The sequence below is a fragment of the Ruegeria sp. CDSB086 genome (assembly GCF_059611065.1).
Genome location: NZ_JBXWOV010000004.1, coordinates 307815 through 331137 on the forward strand (window position 1 = coordinate 307815; position 23323 = coordinate 331137).

Consider the following 23323-nt stretch of genomic DNA (forward strand, 5'->3'; position numbering starts at 1 on the left):
TGGGCCGATCCCTTAGTGTGGGAACGGCCATAGTCTGAGTTTTTCTTTCGCCACACGCCACAGCTGCGCCAGCCCGTGCGGTTCCAGGATCAGGAACATGATGATCAGCGCGCCCACGATCACCAGCTGTAGATGCGCCACGATATCCGTGGGCCAGCCCAAAACGTCGACGCCCACCACTTTCAGGACCACCGGCAGCAGAACAAGGAAAGCGGCACCGGCGAACGATCCGAAAATAGACCCTAACCCGCCAATAATGATCATGAACAGCACCAGGAACGATTTCTGGATACCAAAGACTTCGCCAACCTCGACCGCGCCGAGATAGACTGCAAAGAACAGCGCTCCTGCGATGCCGATGAAGAACGAGCTGACGGCAAAGGCGCTCATCTTAGCCTTTAGCGGGTTCACCCCGATGATCTCGGCTGCGATATCCATGTCTCGGATTGCCATCCATGTCCGGCCCGTCGTGCCGCGCGTCAGATTGCGTGCGATCAGGGCACTGACGGCCAGGAAGATCAGGCAGAACAGATAGGTGGCCCATGCCGGTGCATTCGGACCGGTGATGATGATGCCAAACACATCCCGTTCCGGCGCGTTGATCTGACCCGAAGCTGAATAGTTGTAGAACCACGGCACCCGGTTAAAGAGCCACACAAGGAAGAACTGCGCCGCCAGCGTGGCCACCGCCAGATAAAACCCCTTGATCCGCAGACTTGGCAGGCCGAACAGCACACCGACAATGGCCGTTATGCCGCCAGCCAGAATGACATGGATGAACATGCTGACATCAGGGAATGAGGTCATCAGCTTGTAGCAGGCATAAGCGCCCACAGCCATGAAACCACCGGTACCCAAGGATACCTGCCCGCAATAGCCCACAAGGATGTTCAACCCGATTGCCGCAATGGCATAAATCAAAAAAGGCAGTAACAGCGCATTGGCCCAATAGTCATTGATGACGAAGGGAATTATCCCGAAAGCCACCGCCAGAACCACATAATACCGATACCGGTCGAACTTAATCGGAAAGGTTTGGCTGTCATCTGTGTAGGAGGTTTTGAAATCCCCGGCCTCACGATAAAACATGTCTTACTTTCCCCATTCTTCCTGCGCCCGGTTGCGGGCCTCGGCGTTCAGCTGCTTGGAGCCTTTTGCATATCCGCTCGCCTCTGAGGCGCGCACAAGTTTCATGTAAGCCAGGATGCCCATGGCGAGTCCGGCAAAAGCCAGAATTGCTGCAATCACCAACTGGCCTTCGGTCAAATCGTCCGAAGTGAGCGCGATGTAGCCAAAAGCCCAGAACCCGGCCCATGCGATCACGTTGATGATGGCGATCAGCTTGGTCATGCCGCTAGACCCTCTCAATGATCTTTTCACCGAACAGGCCCTGCGGCCTGAACACGAGGAAGATCAGCGCCAGAACATAGGCGAACCAGTTCTCGGTCGCACCGCCGACCAGTGGGCCGATGGCAAACTCGAACAGTTTCTCACCGACACCGATGATCAGTCCGCCGACGATGGCACCGGGGATTGAGGTAAACCCGCCCAACATCAGCACCGGCAGCGCCTTGAGCGCGATCAGCGACAGCGAGAACTGTACGCCCGACTTGGTACCCCACATGATGCCCGCAACAAGCGCGACAAAACCCGCAACCGACCACACCATGATCCAGATGAAGTTCAGCGAGATGCCGACCGACAGAGCCGCCTGGTGGTCATCCGCCACGGCGCGCATCGCCCGGCCCTGCTTGGTGTATTGGCTGAACGCGACCAGTGCGGTCACCAGCAGCGCGGCTATCACCGTCGCCACAAGGTCCAGATTGTCGATAAAGAAGCCGTAGCCAAAAATGTTGAACGTGGTCTCATCGATCCACAAGTTGATACCCTGCGGCAGGCCGACATCCAATGTCTTGATCTCGGATCCCCACATCAGGTCAGCCACGCCCTCAAGGAAATAGGCCAGGCCGATGGTCGCCATGAACAGGATGATTGGCTCTTGCCCGACTAGATGCCGCATCACAAAGCGCTGCACCGCCCAGGCCAGCAGAACCATGACACCCATCGTCAGGATAATCGCCACAAACGCAGGTACATTCCATCCGAACTTGTGGATATGCGTCCCGAAAGTCGCGTTGATGAGATGGGCAAACGGGACCTGCCCGTTCATGATCCCGACCAGCGTCATGGCGGCAAACAGGGCCATAACCCCTTGAGCATAATTGAAAATTCCGGACGCCTTGTAGATCAACACAAAGCCCAGCGCGACCAGAGCGTACAGCACACCGGCCATAAGACCGTTGAGGAAAACCTCCATCGCGAAAATCAGCTGATCAGGCATGTGCGCCCCCTCTCATGTCTGTCAGTTGCTCAATCATGGCTCACCCCCAGATAGGCGTCGATGACTTCCTGATTGCTGCGCACCTCGTCCGGGGTACCGTCGCCGATCTTTTTGCCATAATCCATCACGACCACACGGTCGCTCAGGTCCATCACCACGCCCATGTCATGCTCGATCAGCGCGATGGTGGTGCCAAACTCGTCATTCACGTCGAGGATAAAGCGGCTCATGTCCTCTTTCTCTTCAACGTTCATGCCGGCCATTGGTTCGTCCAGCAGCAACAACTTAGGCTCGGCCGCCAAAGCGCGGGCTAACTCGACCCGCTTTTTCAACCCGTACGGCAGGCGGGAAACCGGCGTCTTGCGGATGTGCTGAATTTCGAGAAAGTCGATGATTTTCTCGACCGCTTCGCGGTTTTCAACCTCTTCCGCCTCAGCCTTGCCCTTCCACATGGCCTGCTGAAAGAGGTTGGTTTTCATATAGTTCAGCCGCCCGGTCATGACGTTGTCCAGCACGCTCATGCCTTCGAAAAGGGCAATGTTCTGGAACGTCCTAGCAATACCTTGCCGCGCAACTTCATAAGGGCGCATCTGCGGACGCTTGGCCCCATGGAACCAGACCTCGCCCTCCTGCGGGATATAGAACCCCGAAATCACGTTCAGCATCGAGGATTTACCGGCGCCGTTCGGACCGATGATGGCGCGGATCTCGCCTTCACGAATGTCGAATGAGATATCCTTGATCGCCACCACACCGCCAAAACGCAGGGTGATGTTCTTCATCTCCATCACCACGCCGCCGATCTTGCGGCCATCTTCGGTGACATATCCTTCGGAGTTATCCAGCATCAGTCACTCCCTGACTTGCGGAAAAACGGGACGGTGGGCGGGGCGATGACCACAGGTCGAGCGACGCATGACCGGCCCTCATTCCGCCGCCACCTTGTGCTGAGCAACCGGAACGACCGGTGCATCGATAATCTCAAGCGTTGCGCTGATCGACCCCTTTCGACCGTCCTCATAAGTCACTTCGGTCGTGGTCGAGACCTGCTTGGACCCGTCATAAAGCGCGTCGATGATGTCACTGAACTTGTCCTCGACAAATCCGCGTCGCACCTTCCGCGTACGGGTCATCTCACCGTCATCCGCGTCCAGTTCTTTGTGCAGAACCACAAAGCGATGCACCTGACATCCCGACAACATCTCATCAGCGGCTACAGACTTATTCACCTCTTCGACATGGCTACGAATCGTCTCTAATACACGGGGATTCGCTGTCAGCTCCTGATAGGATGCATAGGCCACGTTGTTGCGCTCAGCCCAGTTCCCAACAGCCGTCAGGTCGATATTGATAAACGCGACGCAGCGGTCCTTGCCATTTCCGAACAGGACAACCTCAAGGATATCGGGGTAGAATTTCAGCTTGTTCTCGACGTATTTCGGCGCAAACATCGACCCGTCGGCCATCTTGCCCACGTCCTTGGCGCGGTCGATAATCCGCAGATGGCCCGAGCTTTCCTCGATGAACCCGGCATCCCCGGTTGCAACCCAACCCTCGGCATCTTTGGTCGAGGCGGTTGAGTCCGGGTTGTTGTAATACTCAACGAACACACCGGGTGAGCGGTAGTGGATCTCACCCTTGTCGTCGATCTTCAGTTCGACATCCGGGGCAGGCACACCAACGGTGTCGGCGCGCACCTCTCCATCGGGCTGAACCGTGATAAATACGGTCGCTTCGGTCTGACCATAAAGCTGTTTCAGGTTGATGCCCAAAGAGCGGTAGAAATCAAATATCTCCGGCCCGATTGCTTCACCTGCAGTATAACCTACGCGGAAGCGGCCATAACCAAGCGTATCCTTGAGTGGCCCGTAAACCAGCAGATTGCCCAGCGCGTATTTCACACGGTCGCCGAACCCAACCGGCTTACCGTCCAGCAACAGGCCACCCACTTTCTTGGCATGCGCCATGAAGTGGTGGAACATCCGTTGCTTCAGTTTCCCAGCGTCCTCCATCCGGATCATCACGTTGGTCAGCTGAGTCTCAAAAACCCGCGGCGGAGCGAAGAAATAAGTCGGCCCGATCTCACGCAGGTCCGTCATCATCGTATCGGCGCTTTCGGGGCAGTTCACGCAAAAGCCGCACCAATACGCCTGACCGATGGAAAAGATGAAATCGCCAACCCAGGCCATCGGCAGGTAAGACAGGATGTCTTCGTTCCGGTTCAAATGATCGAATTCGGCCGAGTTCTTGGCGCTTTCGATCACGTTGCGGTTCGACAACACCACTCCCTTGGGTTTACCCGTGGTGCCCGACGTATACAGCATGACGCAGGTGCCGTCGTATTCGATCTCGGCAATCCGACGATCCAGTTCCGCATCAAAACGCGCGTGACCGGCGCTGCCTTCGGCCATCAGATCGTCCAATGCGTTCATCTGGCTGTGATCGTATTTCCGCATCCCCCGCTTGTCGGTGTAGAGGATGTGTTTGACCTGATGCAGGTTCTCTTGAATCTCGATGACCTTGTCGACCTGCTCCTGATCACCACAAACGACGTATTTTGCGCCGCAATGATCCAGCACATAGGCCATCTCTTCGGCGACTGCGTCCTGATAAAGCGGCACCGGCACGGCACCCACCATCTGAGCCGCAACCATCGACCAGTAATGCGCCGGACGATTGCGCCCGATCACTGCGATGTGGTCGCCTTTCGCGACGCCAAGTTCCAGAAAGCCCAGGGCAATCGAACGGATTTCCCTGGCCGTTTCGGCCCAGGTCCAGCATTGCCAGATTCCGAATTCCTTTTCCCGGTAGGCCGGGGCGTCCCCGAACTGGGTCGCATTGCGGTGTAGCAGCGCCGGAAGAGAGTGCATCCCTTCAGCGCCCGACTGCGTCTGAGCCAATCTCTTTCTCCTCCCCATCCGACCCCTCCTCCGGGCCGGAAATGGCAAACCCGAGGATCAACCCCGGACGCCAACGCCCCGATAAGGGACGCAGGAAAGATCAGCGTCAACTTTTTCCTGATGTTTTCTCAATTCTTACGAATTGTAACAGGGTTGAAGGAGTGATTTTCCCTACAGAAAAAGATGCATTCAAATCGGCAAAAAAGAGCAAATTTGGCTAGGACTGTCTTTTCCTCAATCGAAAGAGGAAAACCAATTGAACCAAAAAAACCGCGAGAAATGCAGGAATCGTAAGAAAAGTGATCGGTAGGCAGATGAAGACTGGCCCATGTTGCCTCATCATGTCATCGCATTCTGCGAGTTCGAATGGCAAGTAACCGACCAAAGCTATAAGCACGACACCTGTTAGGATTGTAAAACGCTTGAGCATTCGAGACTAGTTCCTCTCAGACCGAAGAGGGCCCGCAAACGGGCTGCCTCTATAACCAATCTCGCAAAATCGGGATCAGTGGCACATCCGCCGCAGGCATCGGATAGTTCCGCAACTCATTCGCGCGCGCCCATTTAAGCGCCTGCCCTTCCTTAGACTGCGGGATACCCTCCCACTTGCGGCAGGCAAACAGCGGCATAAGCAGGTGGAAATCATCATAGCTATGGCTGGCAAAGGTCAGCGGGGCGAGGCATGAGGCCCAGGTGTCTATACCCAGTTCCTCATGCAATTCGCGGATCAGGGCGGCCTCGGGGGTTTCGCCGGGTTCGATCTTGCCACCGGGGAATTCCCAGAGACCGGCCATAGATTTGCCCTCGGGTCGTTGGGCCAGAAGCACCCGGCCCTCAATGTCGATCAGGGCGACAGCGGACACCAGTAAGGTCTTCACGAGCGATAATCCGCGTTGATCTCGATATAGCCGTGGGTCAGATCGCAGGTCCAAACGGTGGATTTGCCTTCGCCCAACCCAAGATCGACCGCAATCACAAGGTCTTGACCTTTCATATAGGCGGCAGCGTCATCCTCACGGTAATCCGGGCTGACCCAGCCCTTTTCGGCAACCAGAATATCCCCGAAGGAAATACTCAGCAGGTCGCGGTCAGCGGCGGCACCGGATTTGCCGATGGCCATAACGATCCTGCCCCAGTTCGGGTCTTCACCAGCAATAGCCGTTTTAACCAGCGGTGAGTTGGCAATCGCCAGCCCATGCACCTTGGCGTCCGTATCCGACGCGGCACCGGTTACACGAATTTCCACAAATTTCGTAGCACCTTCACCGTCGCGCACCACCTGTTGCGCCAGATCCAGCATCACGCTTTCCAGCGCCTCGACAAACGCCGGGTTGCCGGTGGCATCTACGCCCGAAGCTCCAGTTGCACAGAGCAACAGGCTGTCCGAGGTCGAGGTGTCGCTGTCCACGGTAATACAGTTGAATGTCCGGTCGGTTCGGGCGCTCAGCATCGCCTGCAGGGCGGACTGTTCGACCTGTGCATCGGTAAAGATGTAGACAAGCATCGTCGCCATATCCGGCGCGATCATGCCTGACCCCTTGGCAATCCCTGCGATAGAGACTGTTTTTCCGTCAATCTCGACCTTTACGCTGGACCCTTTTGGAAAGGTATCCGTGGTCATGATCGCCCGCGCTGCGTCCTCGATCGCGTGTCGGCTGAGGCCCGCCTTCAACGCCTCAAGCTGTGCCACGATGCGGTCGTGGGGCAGCGGCTCACCAATCACGCCGGTGGAAGAGGTGAAGACGCGTTCCACTGCAACGCCGGTCGCTTTGGACACTGCTTGCGTGACCTCAGCCACCGAGGTTTGACCATAATGACCTGTAAAGGCATTGGCATTGCCCGAATTCACCAAAATCGCCGCTGGCCCATCGCTGGACCCGCCGATCTTGTCCTGACAGTCCAGCACGGGGGCAGCGCGGGTGGCCGATCGAGTGAACACCCCGGCCACAGATGTGCCTGGATCCAGAACCGCCAACATTACGTCGGTGCGGCCCTGATAACGCACGCCAGCCTCGACGGTGGCAAAACGCACACCGTCAATGGCAGGCAGATCGGGAAAACCCGCTGGCGCGAGCGGCGAAACCTTGGTGATCGCGGCCACTGGGGTTACTCCTGAATCAGATCGATCTGACGGATGACCTCGGGGCCAACACCGTCCAAAGCGGGACGTTCGATCTGCGACTGCTGCGTCAGCTCGTCAATCTTGGCTTGAATCGCGTCCTGCTGAAGAGACTGGGCCAGCTGTTCACGGACGGCATCAAGCCCCGGCGCTTCGGATTTTCGCGTGTCGTTGAGAATGATCAGGTGCCAGCCGAACTGTGTTTGCACCGGATCCGAGATCTGACCCTTTTCCAACGAAACAACGGCGTTTTCGAATTCCGGAACCATCTGGCCCTTGCCAAACCATCCCAATGACCCGCCATTCGGACCCGATGGGCCGGTCGACTTTTCCTTGGCCGTCTCGGCAAAATCGCCGCCGTCATCCAGCAGGGTTTTGATTTCCTTGGCTTCTTCTTCGGTGGCTACAAGAATATGGCTGGCGTCGAACTCATCTTCGCCTTCGAAGTTGCCGAATTCCGCGTCATAGGCTGCCTGAATTGACTCTTCGGTCACAACATCGCCCAGCAACGCATTTACTGTCTGCACCGCCCGCATGGACCGGCCTTCGTTTTCCAGTCCCAACTGGTTCAGCCGGTTCAGATCGTCCTGCTGCTGCGCCAGCAATTGCTGCTGGATCAATTGCTCGATGACGAATTCGTACAGAACATCATCTTCGACCTCGGAGTAATTCGGCGGCAGCGCCGCGACAGATGCGATAACGTGACCCAGTGTGATTTCATCCCCGTTCACATTGGCGACAACCGTATCCGCGTCCGGCTTGGTTTCGGCTGCAACCGGCATCGCCATCACGGCAGCCAGAGCCAGCGATGGCAGAAAAGTGAGGCCTTTGGGCATGGAATCATCCTATTTCTTTGCCGCGACGGGGCGTGGCGTTGACACTCTGGGACCTGCCGCTTACATCGCTTTGAAGCCTTGGACAGGGCCGCCTTTCATCCCCCGTATCTATGGGTTGCAAGCAAGGTGGGCAAGCCTGTCGCAACCAAGACAAGAACAGATCCGCTGGAGTGAACATGCTGGGACTCGGAACGCTCGCCAAAAAGGTGTTCGGAACACCGAACGACCGCAAGATCAAGGCGACCCGCCCGCTGGTCGAAAAGATCAATGCGCTGGAACCTGAGTTCGAAAAACTGTCCGATGAGGGCCTGATCGAAAAGACCGCCGAACTGCGTAAACGCGCACTTGATGGTGAGGCGCTGGACGACCTGCTGCCCGAAGCCTTTGCCAACGTTCGCGAAGGTGCCAGACGCGCGCTGGGTCTGCGCGCCTTTGACGTACAGCTGATGGGCGGCGCGTTCCTGCATCAGGGCAATATCTCGGAGATGAAAACGGGTGAGGGCAAGACGTTGGTTGCCACTTTCCCCGCCTATCTGAACGCACTGACCGGCAAGGGCGTGCACGTGGTCACGGTAAACGAGTACCTGGCCAAGCGTGACGCCGAATGGATGGGCAAGGTGTTTGGTGCCCTTGGCATGACCACCGGTGTAATCTGGTCGGGTCAGCCGGACGCCGAGAAAAAAGCCGCCTACGCCTGTGACGTCACCTATGCCACCAACAACGAGCTGGGCTTTGACTATCTGCGCGATAACATGAAGGCGGAGCTGGATCAGATTTACCAAAAGTACCACAATTTCGCGATTGTGGACGAGGTCGACTCGATCCTGATCGACGAGGCGCGGACGCCGCTGATCATCTCGGGCCCTTCCGAGGACCGCTCGGACCTGTATACCGCCATCGACGCCCTGATCCCGTCGCTGCAGGATGACCATTTCTCGTTGGACGAAAAGTCCCGGAACGTGACCTTTACGGATGAGGGAAACGAATTCCTGGAACAACAGCTGAACGCCAACGGTCTGATCCCGGAAGGCCATACTTTGTATGATCCGGAAAGCACCACAGTCGTTCACCACGTCAACCAGGGTCTGCGCGCACACAAGCTGTTTACACGTGACAAAGACTATATCGTCCGTGACGGCAACGTCATTCTGATCGACGAATTCACTGGCCGGATGATGCCAGGTCGCCGCCTGTCCGAAGGCCTGCATCAAGCCATCGAAGCCAAGGAAGGCGTGCAGATTCAGCCTGAAAACGTGACACTGGCCAGTGTGACCTTCCAGAACTACTTCCGCCTGTATGACAAGCTGGGCGGCATGACCGGCACCGCGCTGACCGAGGCCGAAGAATTCGCCGAAATCTACGGTCTGGGCGTGGTCGAGGTTCCGACCAACAGGCCGATTGCCCGTCTTGACGAAGACGATCAGGTTTATCGCACTGCCGATGAGAAATACGGCGCGATGATCAATGAGACCAAAGAAGCGCAGGAAAAGGGCCAGCCGGTTCTTTTGGGCACAACCTCGATCGAGAAATCCGAACTGCTAAGCCAGCTGCTGCAAAAGGAAGGCATCGAACATAACGTTCTGAACGCCCGCCAGCACGAGCAAGAGGCACAGATCGTGGCCGATGCCGGCCGGTATGGTGCGGTGACCATTGCCACCAACATGGCTGGCCGCGGCACCGACATTCAGCTGGGCGGCAATGTCGAGATGAATGTGCTGCAGGCGCTGGCCGAAAACCCCGAGGCCGATCCTGCCGAGCTGCGAGCCAAGGAAGAGGCCCGCCACGCCGAAGAAAAGGAAAAGGTTCTGGCGGCCGGTGGTCTTTACGTCATGGCATCCGAACGTCACGAAAGCCGTCGGATCGACAATCAGCTGCGCGGTCGTTCGGGCCGTCAGGGTGACCCGGGCCGTACCGTGTTCTACCTGAGTCTCGAAGACGACCTGATGCGCATCTTCGGATCAGAGCGGCTGGACAAGGTTCTGACCACGCTGGGCATGAAAGAAGGCGAGGCAATTGTTCATCCTTGGGTGAACAAGTCGCTGGAACGCGCACAGTCCAAGGTCGAAGGTCGCAACTTTGACATGCGCAAAAACGTTCTGAAATTCGACGACGTGATGAACGACCAGCGTAAAGTGGTGTTCAGCCAGCGGCGCGAGATCATGTCGACCGATGACTTGTCCGAGATCGTCTCGGACATGCGCGAACAGGTGATCGACGATCTGATCGACGAACACATGCCGCCAAAAACCTATGCCGATCAGTGGGACACAGACGGCCTGCACGAGGCGATCAAGGAAAAGCTGACCATCGATGCGCCCGTACAGGACTGGGCCGCCGAGGAAGGCGTCGATGATGAACAGGTGCGCGAGCGTCTGGTCAATGCTGCCGATGAGATGATGGCGCAAAAGGCGGTGGCCTTTGGTCCCGAAAATATGCGCAACATCGAAAAGCAGGTTCTGCTGCAGACGATCGACAGTAAATGGCGCGAGCATCTGCTGACGCTGGAACATCTGCGCTCGGTCGTTGGATTCCGTGGTTACGCCCAGCGCGACCCGCTGAACGAATACAAGAACGAGAGCTTCCAGTTGTTTGAATCCATGCTCGACGGTCTACGCGAAACCGTGACTCAACAATTGTCGCGCGTCCGTCCGCTGACCGAAGAGGAACAGCGCGAAATGCTGGCCCAGATGCAGGCACAGCAAGCACAGGCACAACAGGCAGTGGATCAAGCCACGGACAAGGCCGAAGCACTGGCCGAAGCTCAGGCTTCAGGCGATGCACGCCCCGGCTTTGTCGAAGACGATTCCTCGACTTGGGGGAACCCGTCGCGCAACGATCTCTGCCCGTGTGGATCGGGCAAGAAATTCAAACATTGCCACGGCCGACTGACCTGACGTCACCTTGATCAAAACACATTGAGTCCGTTTCACGGCCACATATTGGCCGTGATTCAACTTCAGGATGCGACTCGCTCCTTCAACTGGGGAGGGTGTTTTGTTTGTAATAAAGAATTACGTGACCACTGGCGGCACCGTCGCTTGTGCCTTAGCCATTGGTTACCTGATGCAAAATGGATCGCCAGCGCAATCGGATGGCGCGCAGGCTCCTGTAACTGTGGCTGCCGCCAATCAGTCCTCGGTGATTGCCGGGCTGGAAGGAATTGTTCTGACCTCCTCGCTTCCGGCCGCTGATGCAACCACCGACATCAAGGCATCGCGGCGAGCCCTGCAACCCGCCCGATCGACCCCCTCTGATCAGAAAAGCTGCACTCTCAGTGCCCGCGCAAAATCCGTCCCCGGCGCTGCGGCGCGCCTGACCGTCAAAGCCCCCTGCCACGGCAATGAACGGATCGAAATCCATCACAGCGGACTAACAGTTACCCAACGAACGGACAAAAACGGCGCTTTGGATCTGACGATCCCGGCCCTGTCGGAATATGCGATCTTTCTGATCTCGGTGGATGATCAGACCGGGACCGTAGCCACCACTCACATCCCCGACCTGGCCAACTACAACCGCATCGCACTGCAATGGCAGGGTGAGACAGACCTGCAGATCCATGCGCTGGAATTTGGGGCCAGCTATGGAACCGCCGGACATGTATCGTCGAACCCTGACGCGAAAGGTGCGGGTAAGGTCGTGCATCTGGGCCAACAGGCGTTCGGCGACGCGCAGAATATCGAAATTTATTCCTTCCCTGCAGGCGAAACCAGCCAGACCGGTTCGATCGAACTGACGGTGGAGGCCGAAGTGACCGAGGCAAATTGCGGCCGGGATTTGGCCGTTCAATCACTCGAGCTGCGTGGCGATCGCCGCCTGCGGTCGCGCGATTTGACGCTGCCCATGCCGGATTGCACGCAGGCCGGTGATTTTCTGGTGTTGAATAATCTGCTCCAAGACCTGACAATCGCGGCAAATTAAACCGCAGGCAGGCTCGACTTTCTTATGACATTTTTTCGTGTGGCAGTGGCCACACTGATTTCGGTGACTCTGGCGTCATATGTGCACGCACAGGATATCACGCTGACCTCGCAAGACGGCAAGGTCGAGGTCACAGGCAACCTGCTGAGCTTTGATGGCGAGTTCTATCGCGTGGATACGCAGTTCGGTGAGCTGACAGTGGATGGGTCGGGTGTGACCTGCGAAGGACCCGCCTGCCCCAACCTTACGGATTTCGTGGCCGAGGTTCGGTTCTCTGGTTCCTCCGTCATGGCGGAAAAGGTACTGCCGGCCCTGATCGTTGGTTTCGCCCAGCAAGAGGGGATGTCGGCGACGCCGCAGCGTTTGGATTCGGGCGCATTCACCTACGAGCTTCACCAGACCGGGCGCGATGCTCCTTTGGGACGGTTCTATTTCGCCCCCAACAACACAGGTAGCGGCTTTGCGGATCTGATCGCCGATGAGACCGATATCGTCATGGCACTGCGTGAAATTCGCCCATCGGAACAGGAGGCTGCGCAGACCGCTGGTCTGGGTGATCTGGCAGATGCAAGGCGTTCCCGGGTCATCGCGCTGGACGCGCTGGTCCCAATTGTGGCCCGGGAAAACCCGGCGCGGCAAATTTCGCCCGCAGAACTGATGAGCGTGTTTTCCGGCGAGATCCAAAACTGGTCTGAATTAGGAGGACCCGATGCGCCCGTTTCCCTGCACTTACCAGACGCCGGTTCAGGTTTGGCGCAAGGGGTTGAGGATCGGTTGCTGGCCCCCGCTCAATCCACGCTGGCCGAGGGAATCGTCCGTCACACCCGTAGCAGCGATCTGGTTCGCGCTGTTGCTGATGACCCTTTTGCCATCGGTATCGCCAGCCATGCCGAGGTCGGGCCTGCCCGGGGCCTGCCTTTGACCGGCGGTTGCGGTCACGCGCTGACCGCCACGCGGCAATCCATCAAGACCGAAGACTATCCGCTGACATCGCCGATGTTCCTGTATCTGCCGGAAATCCGCCTGCCCCGCATCGCACGGCAATTCCTGGCCTATTCGCAAAGCGCCGAGGCACAGATGGCGATCCGCGATGCCGGATTTGTGGATCAAGAACCCGAAACCATGCGGATGGGGTTGCAAGGGGATCGTCTGGCCAACGCAGTGGTTTCAGGTGGTGCCGAGGTCGGGTTGGAAGAGTTACAGCGCATGATCGACACGCTGCGCCCACAATCGCGCCTGTCTCTGTCGTTCCGTTTCGAGGCCGGTTCCTCCAGACCCGACGCGCAGTCACGTTCCAACATCCGGCAGTTGGCCCACGCCCTCGAAACCGGGGCTATCGACGCCCGTAAGCTCACTTTTGTGGGCTTTAGCGACGGCGAAGGCGCGGCCACAGCCAATGCAAGGATCGCATTGCTGCGGGCAAAGACCGTGCGCAACGCAGTGCTGTCGGCGGTAGAAACAGCCATTCCGGAGAGTGTCGAGATCGCCGTGGACGCATTTGGCGAGGCAATGCCCATGGCCTGTGATGACACGGACTGGGGCCGCAAAGTCAATCGCAGGGTCGAGGTCTGGGTTCAGTAACCCTTACAAATAGCCCTCGGACCGAAAGCTCAACTCATTCGATTTTCCAATAATCAGATGGTCATGCAGCGTCAGGCCCAGCGCGACGCAGGCATCCTGAATTCGGTTGGTCATATCGATATCCGATTGCGACGGTGTCGGATCGCCCGATGGGTGATTGTGTACCAAGATTAGCGCCGAGGCATTCAGCTCCAGCGCGCGTTTGGCTACCTCACGCGGATAGACGGGGACGTGGTCGACAGTGCCTTTGGCCTGTTCTTCATCCGCGATAAGTACGTTCTTGCGGTCAAGGTAGAATACGCGGAACTGCTCAGTCTCGCGATGGGCCATCGTCGTATGGCAATAATCCAGCAATGCGTCCCAGCCTGATACGACGTGCCGTTGCATGACCCGCGCGCGGGTCATCCGATGTGCACACGCCTCAAGGATTTTCAGGTCAGTGATCACCGTATCGCCTACGCCTTTGATTTGCCGCAGCCGTTCTTCGGGTGCGGTCAGCACGCGGTTAAAGTCGCCAAACGTATCCATCAGCGCACGGGCCAGGGGTTTGACATCCTGCCGGGGGATCGAGCGGAACAGGGCAAGTTCCAACAATTCGTAATCCGGCATTGCCGCCGACCCACCAGATATGAACCGTTCGCGCAATCGTTTGCGGTGATCTTTGATATACGACGGCAAGCGACCAGACGGCAGCGGTTGCACCGGCGCTTCGTCGGTTTCAAACAGCATCGGGGCTTCGGCAAAGGCGTCCTGAGTCATGGGACCACCGTGCCGCAGAATCGGTTTCTGAATGGTTAACGCATCTCACCCGCAATGCCTTCAGTTGCCCGTCGGACAACCATGTGCAACAGGATCGAAAACACCCCCAGAGTCAGCATCGCCGCAAACATCAAACCGGTTTTGGCCCGCCCATTGGCTAGCAGCATTAGGTACCCCAATCCTTGCGACGACCCGACCCATTCGCCGATCACCGCTCCGATCGGGGCATAGACGGCCGCCAGCCGCATGCCCGAAGCCAATGAGGGCAAAGCTGCGGGGATACGAATGTGCCACAACACCGCTCGCGGGCCAACCTGCATCGTGCGCGCAAGGTCCAGATATCCGGGTGGGGTCCGCATCAAGCCGTCAAAGAAGGACGAAGTGATCGGGAAATAAATAATCAATACCGCCATCGCGACCTTGGACCATAGACCGTAACCCAACCAAAGGGTCAGCAAGGGCGCCAGCGCGAAGACCGGCAACGCCTGCGTGAACACCAGCATCGGCTGCACCAGCACCCGCGTGGCGCGGGAATTGGCCAGTTGCAGCGCGGTAACGACCCCCAATACCGTCCCGCAGGCCAGGCCGATTATGACCTCAACGGCCGTGACCCATGTGTGTTCAGCAATGATCCAGCGGTTTTGCCACCAGGTCTCAGCCACCAAAGCGGGGCCCGGAAGGATGAATTTCGGAAGGCCGGTTGCCGAGACGATTGCCTGCCAGATTGCCAACGCGAACAGAGTGGCGGCAAGGCCCGACAGCAGTTTCATGCCGCCTCCTCCCGCAACAGCAGCAGTAGCGCGCCTTGCGTTTCCAGCGTTTCCAGATCGTCCACCTTGCGCGGGGCCGGTGCATGTGGGGGCTGGCAGGGCGTTATGCCGTTCTGCGTCATGACCACGATGGATTGACCCAACCGCGCAGCCTCGCCCGGATCATGGGTGACCAGCAGAACAGTTCGGCCCTGTAACGCTTCGGCCGCAAGGTCCTGCATATCCGCGCGGGTGCGGGCGTCCAGGGCCGAGAACGGCTCGTCCAGCAGAACGATGGGCCGATCCTCCATCAACGTGCGGGCCAGAGCCACGCGCTGACGTTGCCCACCAGAGAGTTCGCCAGGCTTCTTGGCCATATGATCCTGCAGGCGCATCCGTTCGATCAGCTGATCACGGCGGCGCAAATCTGGCTTTTCTCCGCGCAACCGCGCACCCAGCAGGACGTTCTGCGCCACGGTCGCCCAAGGCAACAACAGATCGTCCTGCGCCATGTAGGCTACCCGCTCCCGCACAGATTGCCCGTCACTGGCGGTAATCTGACCGGTGAACTCTGCGCCAGTGTCCAAGCCAGCAATCAGGCGCAGAATGGTGGTTTTGCCGACCCCCGATCCACCCAGCAGACACGTCCACCGCCCTGCTGCAAGCGTCAGGGTCAACCGCGCGAACAATAACGCGTCGCCAATCGCAGCCGAACCACGGACGGTCAGATCGGGGGCTGAGGTCATGGGGTCAGGCCCATTTGCCAAAAATTGACCTCTAACTCGGTCGCGGTACGGAAGGTGTGGCACAGACGAGTCCAACGCGGGGATGCTTCGAAATTCTCGCCAATACGCCTCGTTAGAGCCATATCCAACAATTCTCCAACCGCCACGCAAGCATCTTGGTAGTCATCGCTGGCATAGGTGGCGATCCAATCGCGATAGGTGTCAGACGTCGCCTCGGTCGCCAGTCTTGTGCCAATCTCACCATAGCCCATCACACAAGGTACCAAAGCCGCCAGCAGATCAAGTAGATCGCCGCTGTACCCAGCCTCTAGCACGAAACGCGTATATGCCAAGTTCCCGGCACGTTCCGGCGTGGCAAACAGCTGGTCCTGCGGGATGCCTTCGGCCTCGCAGATCCCGATATGCAGCTTCATCTCTTCGCTGATCAACCCGTTCACGGTGCGCGAGGCTGCCAGCATTTCCTCATGCGTTTCCGACTTCACAACCGCCAGCGCCCATGCGCGAGAGAAATGAATCAGGAACACATAGTCTTGCCGCAGATAGTGCAGAAACGCCGCGCGCGGCAGTGAGCCGTCCTTCATCCCTTCGACAAAAGCGTGGCAGGTGTAATCCTGCCACGGCCCCTGCGCCGCCTCACGCATCAGCGCGAATGCTTTGCCATAGTCGCTCATTGCACGGTCACATCTACTGAGATGTCGCTGACCGGATTGATGCTGTCGATCATGCCGCTGTCTTTCAGGAACGCCTCGAAACGGGCATAGCGACCTGCATCAAAGCCCGCCGGGCGCAGCGCGAAGCGGGGCAGTGTATCCACCCAAGCGCGCGCGTTCAGTTCATCCTGCAGTTCGGGTGAGGTGGCGGCAAAGATATCCCAGCTTTTTTCCGGGTTGTTAACGATGAACTGGGTCGCCTTTTCGGTCGCAGCCAGGAAACGGGCGACCTTGTCGGCATCCATCGTGTCGGGATTGGCGACATAGATCAGCTCATCATAAGACGGTACCCCTTCTTCCTCGATGTAGAAACAACGGCCCGCGACGCCTTCGATGTCCATCTGGTTCAGCTCAAAGTTCCGGAAGGCACCGATCACCGCATCCACCTGTCCCGTCATCAGCGAGGGCGAAAGCGAGAAATTGACGTTGACCATCTCAATATCATCCAGCGCGACATCATGGGCGTTCAGCATGGCGCCCAGAACGGCCTCTTCAACGCCCGCGACCGAGAAGCCGATTTTTTTGCCCTTGAGGTCGGCGAGCGTTTTGATCGGACCGTCCTGTAGCACCAGCAGGCAGTTCAACGGCGTCGCGACCAAGGTGCCGACGCGCTTAAGCGGCAGACCCTCATGGATTTGCAGGTGAAGTTGCGGCTGGTAGGAGACCGCCAGATCGGCTTGACCGGCGGCAACCAGACGCGGAGGGGCCGATGGATCCGCGGGTGGCACAATCTCAATCTCCAGCCCCTCGTCGGCAAAGTATCCGTTCTCTTGCGCCACGATGATGGGCCCGTGGTCGGGGTTAACGAACCAGTCCAGCAGAACGGTCATCTTGTCTTCGGCCCAGGCCGGCGCAGCGGCCAGCAGGGCAATTGCTGTCATCAGCTTTTTCATATCTCGCGTATCCTTTTCGTTCACGAGGTTGAGGCCGCGACGAGAACGATCTCGCCCGGCCAATCCGGTTGCAATTTTTCGGCAGCACGCCACGCACGCAGGCCGGTTGAACAGCAAAGTGCCAGCCTTTTGCCTTTATTAGGCTCTATTTTTACCAATTCAGAAGACCCGCGGAACGCTTTGGGATGAATGGGTTCAGGGGCCTCATCCGGGCTGCGCAACTCGATGATCAGATCATCCGTGGTCAGTTGGCAGACCGACACAAACGGGAAGTGATGGTTGGGCTCGGGCGCATCGTCAAAGCGGAACGTTGTGCTTCGCATCGTTCGGGCATCGAACTGTACCATCTGCCCCAAGGGCGAAGGGTCCAGCCCGAGAATAACGCTCAGCGCCATTTGCGCCTGCATTGCGCCAATCATTCCGACGACGGGACCCAACACACCGGCGGTGGCACAGCTTGCACCACTGCCCGGCGCGTCGGGAAAAACCGCCCGCAAAGATGGGGTACCGCCGCAGAAACCGGCGACATAACCGGACAACCCCAGGACCGAGGCGCTTATCAACGGTTTGCCAAGCGCGCGACACGTGTCCGACAACGAATAGCTTGCAGCATAACTGTCTGCGCAATCGAGAATGACGTCGGCTTGTGAGACAAAGCGTTGCGAATTTAAGTTGGTTAGAGCCTGATTTTTCGTGGAGATTGTAATTTCAGAGTTTAAGGCCTGACACCGCTCAGCCGCGACTTCGGCTTTGGGGCGACCACAGTCCCCCTCCGCAAACAAGGTCTGGCGATGGAGGTTCGACAGGGCGACCTCATCGCGATCCATGATGGTCAAATGCCCGACCCCGGCCCCAGCAAGCAAAGGCAAAACCGGCGCTGCCAGCCCCCCGGCCCCCACCACAAGAACCCGTGCGTCGGATAAGCGGGCTTGTCCACGCGCGTCGACCTCCGGCAAGATCATCTGACGGGCGTAGCGGCTCATGTGGTGACCTCGATCCACGCACGTACGCGGGCTTCTGGGTCTGCATTCAAGGTGATGTCTGTCACGACTGAGACAATGTCCGCCCCGGCCTGCAACACACCCGGCACGCGCTCGACACTCATCCCGCCAATACCGACCAAAGGGACTTCCCCCACGCGCGCTTTCCATTCAGTGACACGCGGCAGGCCCTGTTGTTTCCATTTCATCTTTTTCAGGATCGTTGGGTAGACCGGCCCAAGCGCAACATAGTCGGGGCTCATGGCCAGAACACGCTCAAGCTCGTCATCGTCATGGGTCGAGACACCCAGTTTCAGCCCTGCGCGTCGGATCGCCTTCAGATCTGCGTCATCCAGATCCTCTTGTCCCAAATGAATCCAGTCGCAGCCTGCGTCGATGGCAACCTGCCAATGGTCATTCACCACCAGAACAGCGTCATGCGCACGGCACAGATCCCGCGAAACCGCGATCTGTTCGCGTACGACCTTGTCCGGCTGGTCCTTGATCCGGAGCTGAACCAGCTTCACGCCCAAGGGCAGCATCCGGCGCAGCCAGTCGGAATGGTCGAAGATTGGATAAAACCGGTCGAGGTTCATGACAAAAACGCCTTTCCAATAACAGGGGTCGAGGGTTCGGCCATATCGCGCGCTTCGATCGGGTCGGCCTGATAGGCCAATCGCCCGGCCTCGATGGCCAGCTTCATCGCCTTGGCCATTGCGGCGGGATCGCCGGCCCGTGCCACCGCGGTGTTCAGCAGAACGGCATCATACCCAAGCTCCATCGCATGTGCGGCGTGGCTGGGCAGGCCGATACCAGCGTCAATCACCAGTGGTATTTCGGGAAACTCAGCGCGCATTGCGCGCAGGGCGTATTCGTTGTTCAGACCGCGGCCCGAACCAATCGGGGCCCCCCAAGGCATCAGAACTTCACACCCTGCCGCCAAAAGGCGCTCACCCACGATCAGGTCGTCCGTGGTGTACGGAAACACCTCGAACCCGTCTTCGCTCAGAATGCGCGCGGCCTCGACCAATTGGAACACGTCGGGCTGCAGGCTGTCGGTATGCCCGATCAGTTCCAGCTTGATCCATTTGGTGTCAAACACCTCTCGCGCCATATGAGCGGTGGTCACAGCCTCTTTCACCGTATGGCAACCTGCTGTGTTGGGCAGGACAAGAACGCTCAGATCGCGGACCATCTGCCAAAAGGTTTGTCCTGCGCCTGCTTCGCGTCGCAAAGATACGGTGGCCACCCCGGCCCCGCTGTCCCGAAATGCCTGTTCCAAGATTGCAGGGCTTGAATATTGCGCTGTGCCCAGCATCAACGGGTTCGACAGAGGTGTGCCATAGAACGTCTTCATCGTTCAGCCCCCCTGCATCGGGGCGACGACTTCGATCCGATCGCCATCCTTGATATTGCGAGCTTTGCGCAGGCTTGAGGGCACAAAACCCTCGTTCACAGCCGTCGCCACCCGGCCCGAAAACCCACATTCCTGCAAAAGATCGGCAAGAGTTTCGGCCTGCACCTCGCGCTTTTCGCCATTAAGTACAATATTCATCAACCATCTCCGAATGTTTGTTGTCCAACGCCAGGTCAGCCACGCCCTTTGCCAGTGCAGGGGCCAGCAGGTAGCCGTGGCGGTAGAGGCCGTTGGCGTAGATTGTCGGTCCCAGTCGCCGAATACGCGGCAGGTTGTCGGGGAAAGCGGGGCGCAGATCGACACCGATTTCCAACACTTCAGCCTCACCAAAGGCGGGGTTCAGGGCGTAGGCTGCGCTCAGCAACTCAAGCATCGAGCGTGCGGTAATTCGGCTGCTGTCCTCGGATTCGATCATTGTTGCGCCCAGCATGTAGACGCCGTCGCCGCGTGGAACGATATACAGCGGCACGCGTGGATGAAGCAGTCGTATAGGCCGGGTCAGTGTCACGTCTGGGCACCGGATCACCAGCATCTCACCCTTCACGCCGCGCAAGTCCTGCAGGTATTCGCGCGCGTGCAGACCCCGGCAATCAATGGCGTTGTCCAATCCCGTCGGAGCGCGCGCATGATGGAATTCAACACCGTGATCCTGAAGCTGGTGTGACAGATCCAACAAGGCTTGACGCGGGTTCAAATGGGCCTCGGCATCAAAGTAGAGACCCTTTCCGAAACCGTGAAGATAAGGCTCTAATTGGGCAATTTCGCCGGTATCAACTTCGGAAAACCCCTCAGTTCTGCGGGCGAAACGACGTAGATCCGGCAGGTCCCGTGGGTTGGCAACAACCAGTGTGCCGCGCCTGTGGACCTGAGTTCGCTTGGCCCACCAGTCGATTGCCAATTGCCCCAGACGCAGGACAGGTTCCTCCGCGTTTTCATACTCGCACCACGGTGCCAACATTCCGCCCGCGCACCATGAGCAGCCATGCGGCCCCGGTGCACCGCCTGGATCAAACACCTGAACCTTGGCCCCGCGCGCGACAAGTTCGGATGCAACGGCCAACCCGGCCACACCTGCGCCTATGATCGACCAGACGGTCACGCGGGCCAAACCTGATGGAAGTGATGAACAGGCCCGTGACCTTGCCCGATGTTCAAAGCATCGGCCTGAGCGATAGCGCCCTGCAGATAGTCATGTGCTTGCTCCACGGCCTCGGTTAGCGAAAGGCTCTTGGCCAACCCGGCCGCTATGGATGAGGACAGGGTGCAGCCGGTTCCGTGGGTGTTGCGGGTCTGTCGGCGCGGCGCTTGAAACTGAGCAATCACGCCCGAATGTGAGATCAATATGTCGTGGCAGATGTCGCCCTTGCCGTGACCGCCCTTCATCAGAACCGCGCCAGCGCCAAGTGAACACAGATCTTGCCCTTGTGCGATCATCTGTTCGAGGCTGTCCGCAGACTCAGAGCCCAGCAGGCAGGCTGCTTCGGGCAGGTTTGGCGTTAACACGGTCGCGCGTGGCAACAATACGTCGCGCAGGGTTTGCACCGCCTCTTCTGCCAACAACGCATCGCCGGATTTCGCTATCATGACCGGATCCAAAACTAACGGCCCATCAAATTCGGCGATACTGTCTGCGACACATTGGATGATCTGAGGGGTCGACAGCATTCCGATCTTGATCGCACCAACATCCAGGTCGGTCAGAACAGCCTCGATCTGGGCTGCAATGACGTCTACAGGGATGCCATGCACCGCCGCAACTGCGCGAGTATTCTGCGCCGTCACTGCGGTAATCACACTGGCACCGTAGACGCCAAGCGCCGACATGGCCTTGAGGTCTGCCTGAATTCCGGCCCCTCCGCCGCTGTCAGATCCTGCGATTGTTAAGGCAATGGGTGCCATGTCGTTGCTCCAGTTCAAAATGGGCAACGGGCATGGAAAACGTCTAAGCACTATAAGACCGTTCCCTACGCCGGTATTGCCCGGATCAGGTTCGATGGGTTAGCGCATTCACGCCTCTCAGCCCCCAAACAGGGCACCCCAACGGTTGGGGCGACACTCTCAGGGGATGGCGGGGGAATCAAGGGCCAATTTTGATGCAGATTACGGTCAAACTGGACTTATGAAATGCAAAAGCCGGCCTCAACGGACCGGCTTCTGTTTGATGTTCAGGTGTGCAGGTTCAGCCCTTCATACCGTCCCAAAATGACTTGACGGACGAGAAAAAGCTTTTTGATTCCGGATGGTTATCTTCGCCCAGATCGTCGAACTCACGCAGCAGCTCTTTTTGACGGCTGGTCAGATTGACCGGGGTTTCGACGGCCAGTTCGATGAACATATCGCCAACGCCACCGCCGCGAAGGGCGGGCATGCCTTTGCTGCGCAAGCGCATCTGACGTCCTGACTGACTGCCAGCCGGAATTTGCACGCGACCACGGCCACCGTCGATGGTGGGCACTTCGATCGAACCGCCCAGCGCTGCCTTAGCCATGCTGACCGGAACGCGGCAATACAGGTTTACGCTGTCGCGCTCGAACAGCTTGTGGTCCGAAACTTCGACAAAAATATACAGGTCGCCCGGAGGACCACCGCGCATCCCGGCCTCACCTTCGCCCGCAAGACGGATGCGTGTGCCGGTTTCGACACCAGCCGGAATGTTGACCGACAGCGCGCGTTCTTTTTCGACGCGCCCGGCGCCGCCGCATGATTTACAGGGGTTCTTGATAATTTGACCCAGACCCGAACAAGTCGGACACGACCGTTCAACTGTGAAAAAGCCCTGTTGCGCCCGCACTTTTCCCATGCCCGAACAGGTCGGGCAGGTTGTGGGCTCAACCCCGCCTTCCGCACCCGAGCCGTCACAGGCCGAGCAGGCCACGGCAGCAGGCACGTTGATCGTCTTTTGCAGGCCAGAGAATGCTTCTTCCAAGCTTACACGCAGGTTGTAACGCAGGTCTGACCCGCGCGCGGCCCGTCGACCACCCCCGGTAGCACCGCGCTGACCACCCATAAAATCGCCGAACAGGTCATCGAACACGTCCGAGAAGGCACTGGAGAAGTCGCCCTGCCCGCCAAATCCGCCGCCGGGACGACCACCGCCGCCCATACCGTTTTCAAACGCGGCATGACCAAAACGGTCATACGCGGCCTTTTTTTCGGCATCGCGCAAGACGTCGTAAGCTTCGTTCGCTTCTTTGAACTGAGCCTCGGAATCCGGGTTGTCCTTGTTACGGTCGGGATGCAATTCCTTGGCTTTCGTGCGAAAGCCCTTCTTGATCTCGTCCGCTGATGCGCCCTTGGACACGCCGAGCACATCATAGTAGTCGCGTTTTGACATCAGTATTTCCTTCTGCCGCAACGTAATCGGGCCGGCC

General features: G+C 58.3%; 23 protein-coding genes and 1 riboswitch. Of the genes, 3 read left to right on the forward strand and 20 right to left on the reverse strand.

The window, feature by feature from the left end:
• Positions 1-12: 12 nt before the first annotated feature.
• The 8 genes from AC2FIO_RS10705 to AC2FIO_RS10740 form a co-directional block, all read right to left on the reverse strand.
• The gene (locus AC2FIO_RS10705) at positions 13-1089 is read right to left on the reverse strand and encodes a branched-chain amino acid ABC transporter permease (protein ID WP_058275085.1); all 1077 of its coding nucleotides are present in this window, start codon (positions 1087-1089) and stop codon (positions 13-15) included.
• 3 nt (positions 1090-1092) lie between these two features.
• Positions 1093-1350 (reverse strand): hypothetical protein, encoded by a 258-nt coding sequence (locus tag AC2FIO_RS10710; protein WP_058279215.1) that lies wholly within the window; start codon positions 1348-1350, stop codon positions 1093-1095.
• Positions 1351-1354: 4 nt separating this feature from the next.
• On the reverse strand, positions 1355-2341 hold the full coding sequence (locus AC2FIO_RS10715) for a branched-chain amino acid ABC transporter permease (RefSeq protein ID WP_058279216.1): 987 nt from the start codon (positions 2339-2341) through the stop codon (positions 1355-1357).
• A gap of 29 nt (positions 2342-2370) precedes the next feature.
• A complete protein-coding gene (locus AC2FIO_RS10720; protein ID WP_058275088.1) occupies positions 2371-3189 on the reverse strand; it encodes an ABC transporter ATP-binding protein in 819 nt (272 codons plus the stop codon).
• A 78-nt stretch (positions 3190-3267) separates the two neighbouring features.
• A complete protein-coding gene (locus tag AC2FIO_RS10725) occupies positions 3268-5211 on the reverse strand; it encodes an AMP-binding protein (RefSeq protein WP_496697649.1) in 1944 nt (647 codons plus the stop codon).
• A gap of 509 nt (positions 5212-5720) precedes the next feature.
• On the reverse strand, positions 5721-6119 hold the full coding sequence (mutT, locus tag AC2FIO_RS10730) for an 8-oxo-dGTP diphosphatase MutT (RefSeq protein ID WP_058279219.1): 399 nt from the start codon (positions 6117-6119) through the stop codon (positions 5721-5723).
• Complete coding sequence (gene argJ, locus AC2FIO_RS10735; protein ID WP_496697510.1) at positions 6116-7342, reverse strand: bifunctional glutamate N-acetyltransferase/amino-acid acetyltransferase ArgJ; 1227 nt, start codon at positions 7340-7342, stop codon at positions 6116-6118. Before argJ ends, mutT begins: the two co-directional genes overlap by 4 nt.
• A gap of 5 nt (positions 7343-7347) precedes the next feature.
• Complete coding sequence (locus AC2FIO_RS10740; RefSeq protein ID WP_109313769.1) at positions 7348-8196, reverse strand: peptidylprolyl isomerase; 849 nt, start codon at positions 8194-8196, stop codon at positions 7348-7350.
• Between the two features lie 176 nt (positions 8197-8372).
• Here AC2FIO_RS10740 and secA point away from each other — a divergent pair, with 176 nt between their 5' ends.
• The 3 genes from secA to AC2FIO_RS10755 all read left to right on the forward strand — a co-directional run bounded on the left by secA (position 8373) and on the right by AC2FIO_RS10755 (position 13698).
• Positions 8373-11090 carry a preprotein translocase subunit SecA gene (secA, locus tag AC2FIO_RS10745; protein ID WP_496697513.1) on the forward strand — a complete coding sequence of 906 codons (2718 nt, stop codon included), beginning with the start codon at positions 8373-8375 and terminating at the stop codon, positions 11088-11090.
• Between the two features lie 100 nt (positions 11091-11190).
• Positions 11191-12117 (forward strand): hypothetical protein, encoded by a 927-nt coding sequence (locus AC2FIO_RS10750; protein ID WP_108860566.1) that lies wholly within the window; start codon positions 11191-11193, stop codon positions 12115-12117.
• A 24-nt stretch (positions 12118-12141) separates the two neighbouring features.
• Complete coding sequence (locus AC2FIO_RS10755; RefSeq protein WP_496697515.1) at positions 12142-13698, forward strand: phosphate ABC transporter substrate-binding/OmpA family protein; 1557 nt, start codon at positions 12142-12144, stop codon at positions 13696-13698.
• A gap of 3 nt (positions 13699-13701) precedes the next feature.
• Here the strand turns inward: AC2FIO_RS10755 and radC are convergent, their stop codons facing one another.
• The 12 genes from radC to dnaJ all read right to left on the reverse strand — a co-directional run bounded on the left by radC (position 13702) and on the right by dnaJ (position 23286).
• Positions 13702-14457, reverse strand: a complete 756-nt coding sequence (gene radC / locus AC2FIO_RS10760; RefSeq protein WP_496697517.1) for a RadC family protein — start codon at positions 14455-14457, stop codon at positions 13702-13704.
• A gap of 35 nt (positions 14458-14492) precedes the next feature.
• Positions 14493-15227 (reverse strand): ABC transporter permease, encoded by a 735-nt coding sequence (locus AC2FIO_RS10765; RefSeq protein WP_496697519.1) that lies wholly within the window; start codon positions 15225-15227, stop codon positions 14493-14495.
• The gene (locus AC2FIO_RS10770; protein ID WP_496697521.1) at positions 15224-15952 is read right to left on the reverse strand and encodes an ABC transporter ATP-binding protein; all 729 of its coding nucleotides are present in this window, start codon (positions 15950-15952) and stop codon (positions 15224-15226) included. The genes AC2FIO_RS10765 and AC2FIO_RS10770 overlap by 4 nt, the downstream gene beginning before the upstream one ends.
• Complete coding sequence (gene tenA, locus AC2FIO_RS10775; protein WP_496697523.1) at positions 15949-16623, reverse strand: thiaminase II; 675 nt, start codon at positions 16621-16623, stop codon at positions 15949-15951. Before tenA ends, AC2FIO_RS10770 begins: the two co-directional genes overlap by 4 nt.
• A complete protein-coding gene (locus tag AC2FIO_RS10780; protein WP_108860560.1) occupies positions 16620-17555 on the reverse strand; it encodes an ABC transporter substrate-binding protein in 936 nt (311 codons plus the stop codon). Before AC2FIO_RS10780 ends, tenA begins: the two co-directional genes overlap by 4 nt.
• 20 nt (positions 17556-17575) lie before the next feature.
• A complete protein-coding gene (locus tag AC2FIO_RS10785; protein WP_496697525.1) occupies positions 17576-18538 on the reverse strand; it encodes a HesA/MoeB/ThiF family protein in 963 nt (320 codons plus the stop codon).
• Positions 18535-19131: a thiamine phosphate synthase gene (locus tag AC2FIO_RS10790; protein ID WP_496697527.1), complete on the reverse strand. Its 597-nt coding sequence runs from the start codon at positions 19129-19131 to the stop codon at positions 18535-18537. Before AC2FIO_RS10790 ends, AC2FIO_RS10785 begins: the two co-directional genes overlap by 4 nt.
• Positions 19128-19892, reverse strand: a complete 765-nt coding sequence (locus tag AC2FIO_RS10795) for a thiazole synthase (protein ID WP_496697529.1) — start codon at positions 19890-19892, stop codon at positions 19128-19130. Before AC2FIO_RS10795 ends, AC2FIO_RS10790 begins: the two co-directional genes overlap by 4 nt.
• A 3-nt stretch (positions 19893-19895) precedes the next feature.
• The gene (thiS, locus tag AC2FIO_RS10800; protein WP_496697531.1) at positions 19896-20090 is read right to left on the reverse strand and encodes a sulfur carrier protein ThiS; all 195 of its coding nucleotides are present in this window, start codon (positions 20088-20090) and stop codon (positions 19896-19898) included.
• Positions 20074-21051, reverse strand: coding sequence for an FAD-dependent oxidoreductase (locus AC2FIO_RS10805; protein WP_496697533.1), 978 nt, complete (start codon positions 21049-21051; stop codon positions 20074-20076). Before AC2FIO_RS10805 ends, thiS begins: the two co-directional genes overlap by 17 nt.
• Positions 21048-21851: a bifunctional hydroxymethylpyrimidine kinase/phosphomethylpyrimidine kinase gene (thiD, locus tag AC2FIO_RS10810; RefSeq protein WP_496697535.1), complete on the reverse strand. Its 804-nt coding sequence runs from the start codon at positions 21849-21851 to the stop codon at positions 21048-21050. The genes AC2FIO_RS10805 and thiD overlap by 4 nt, the downstream gene beginning before the upstream one ends.
• Before the next feature lie 45 nt (positions 21852-21896).
• A riboswitch (TPP riboswitch) is annotated at positions 21897-22002 on the reverse strand.
• Positions 22003-22131: 129 nt separating this feature from the next.
• Positions 22132-23286 (reverse strand): molecular chaperone DnaJ, encoded by a 1155-nt coding sequence (dnaJ, locus tag AC2FIO_RS10815; protein WP_282119766.1) that lies wholly within the window; start codon positions 23284-23286, stop codon positions 22132-22134.
• Between the last annotated feature and the right edge of the window lie 37 nt (positions 23287-23323).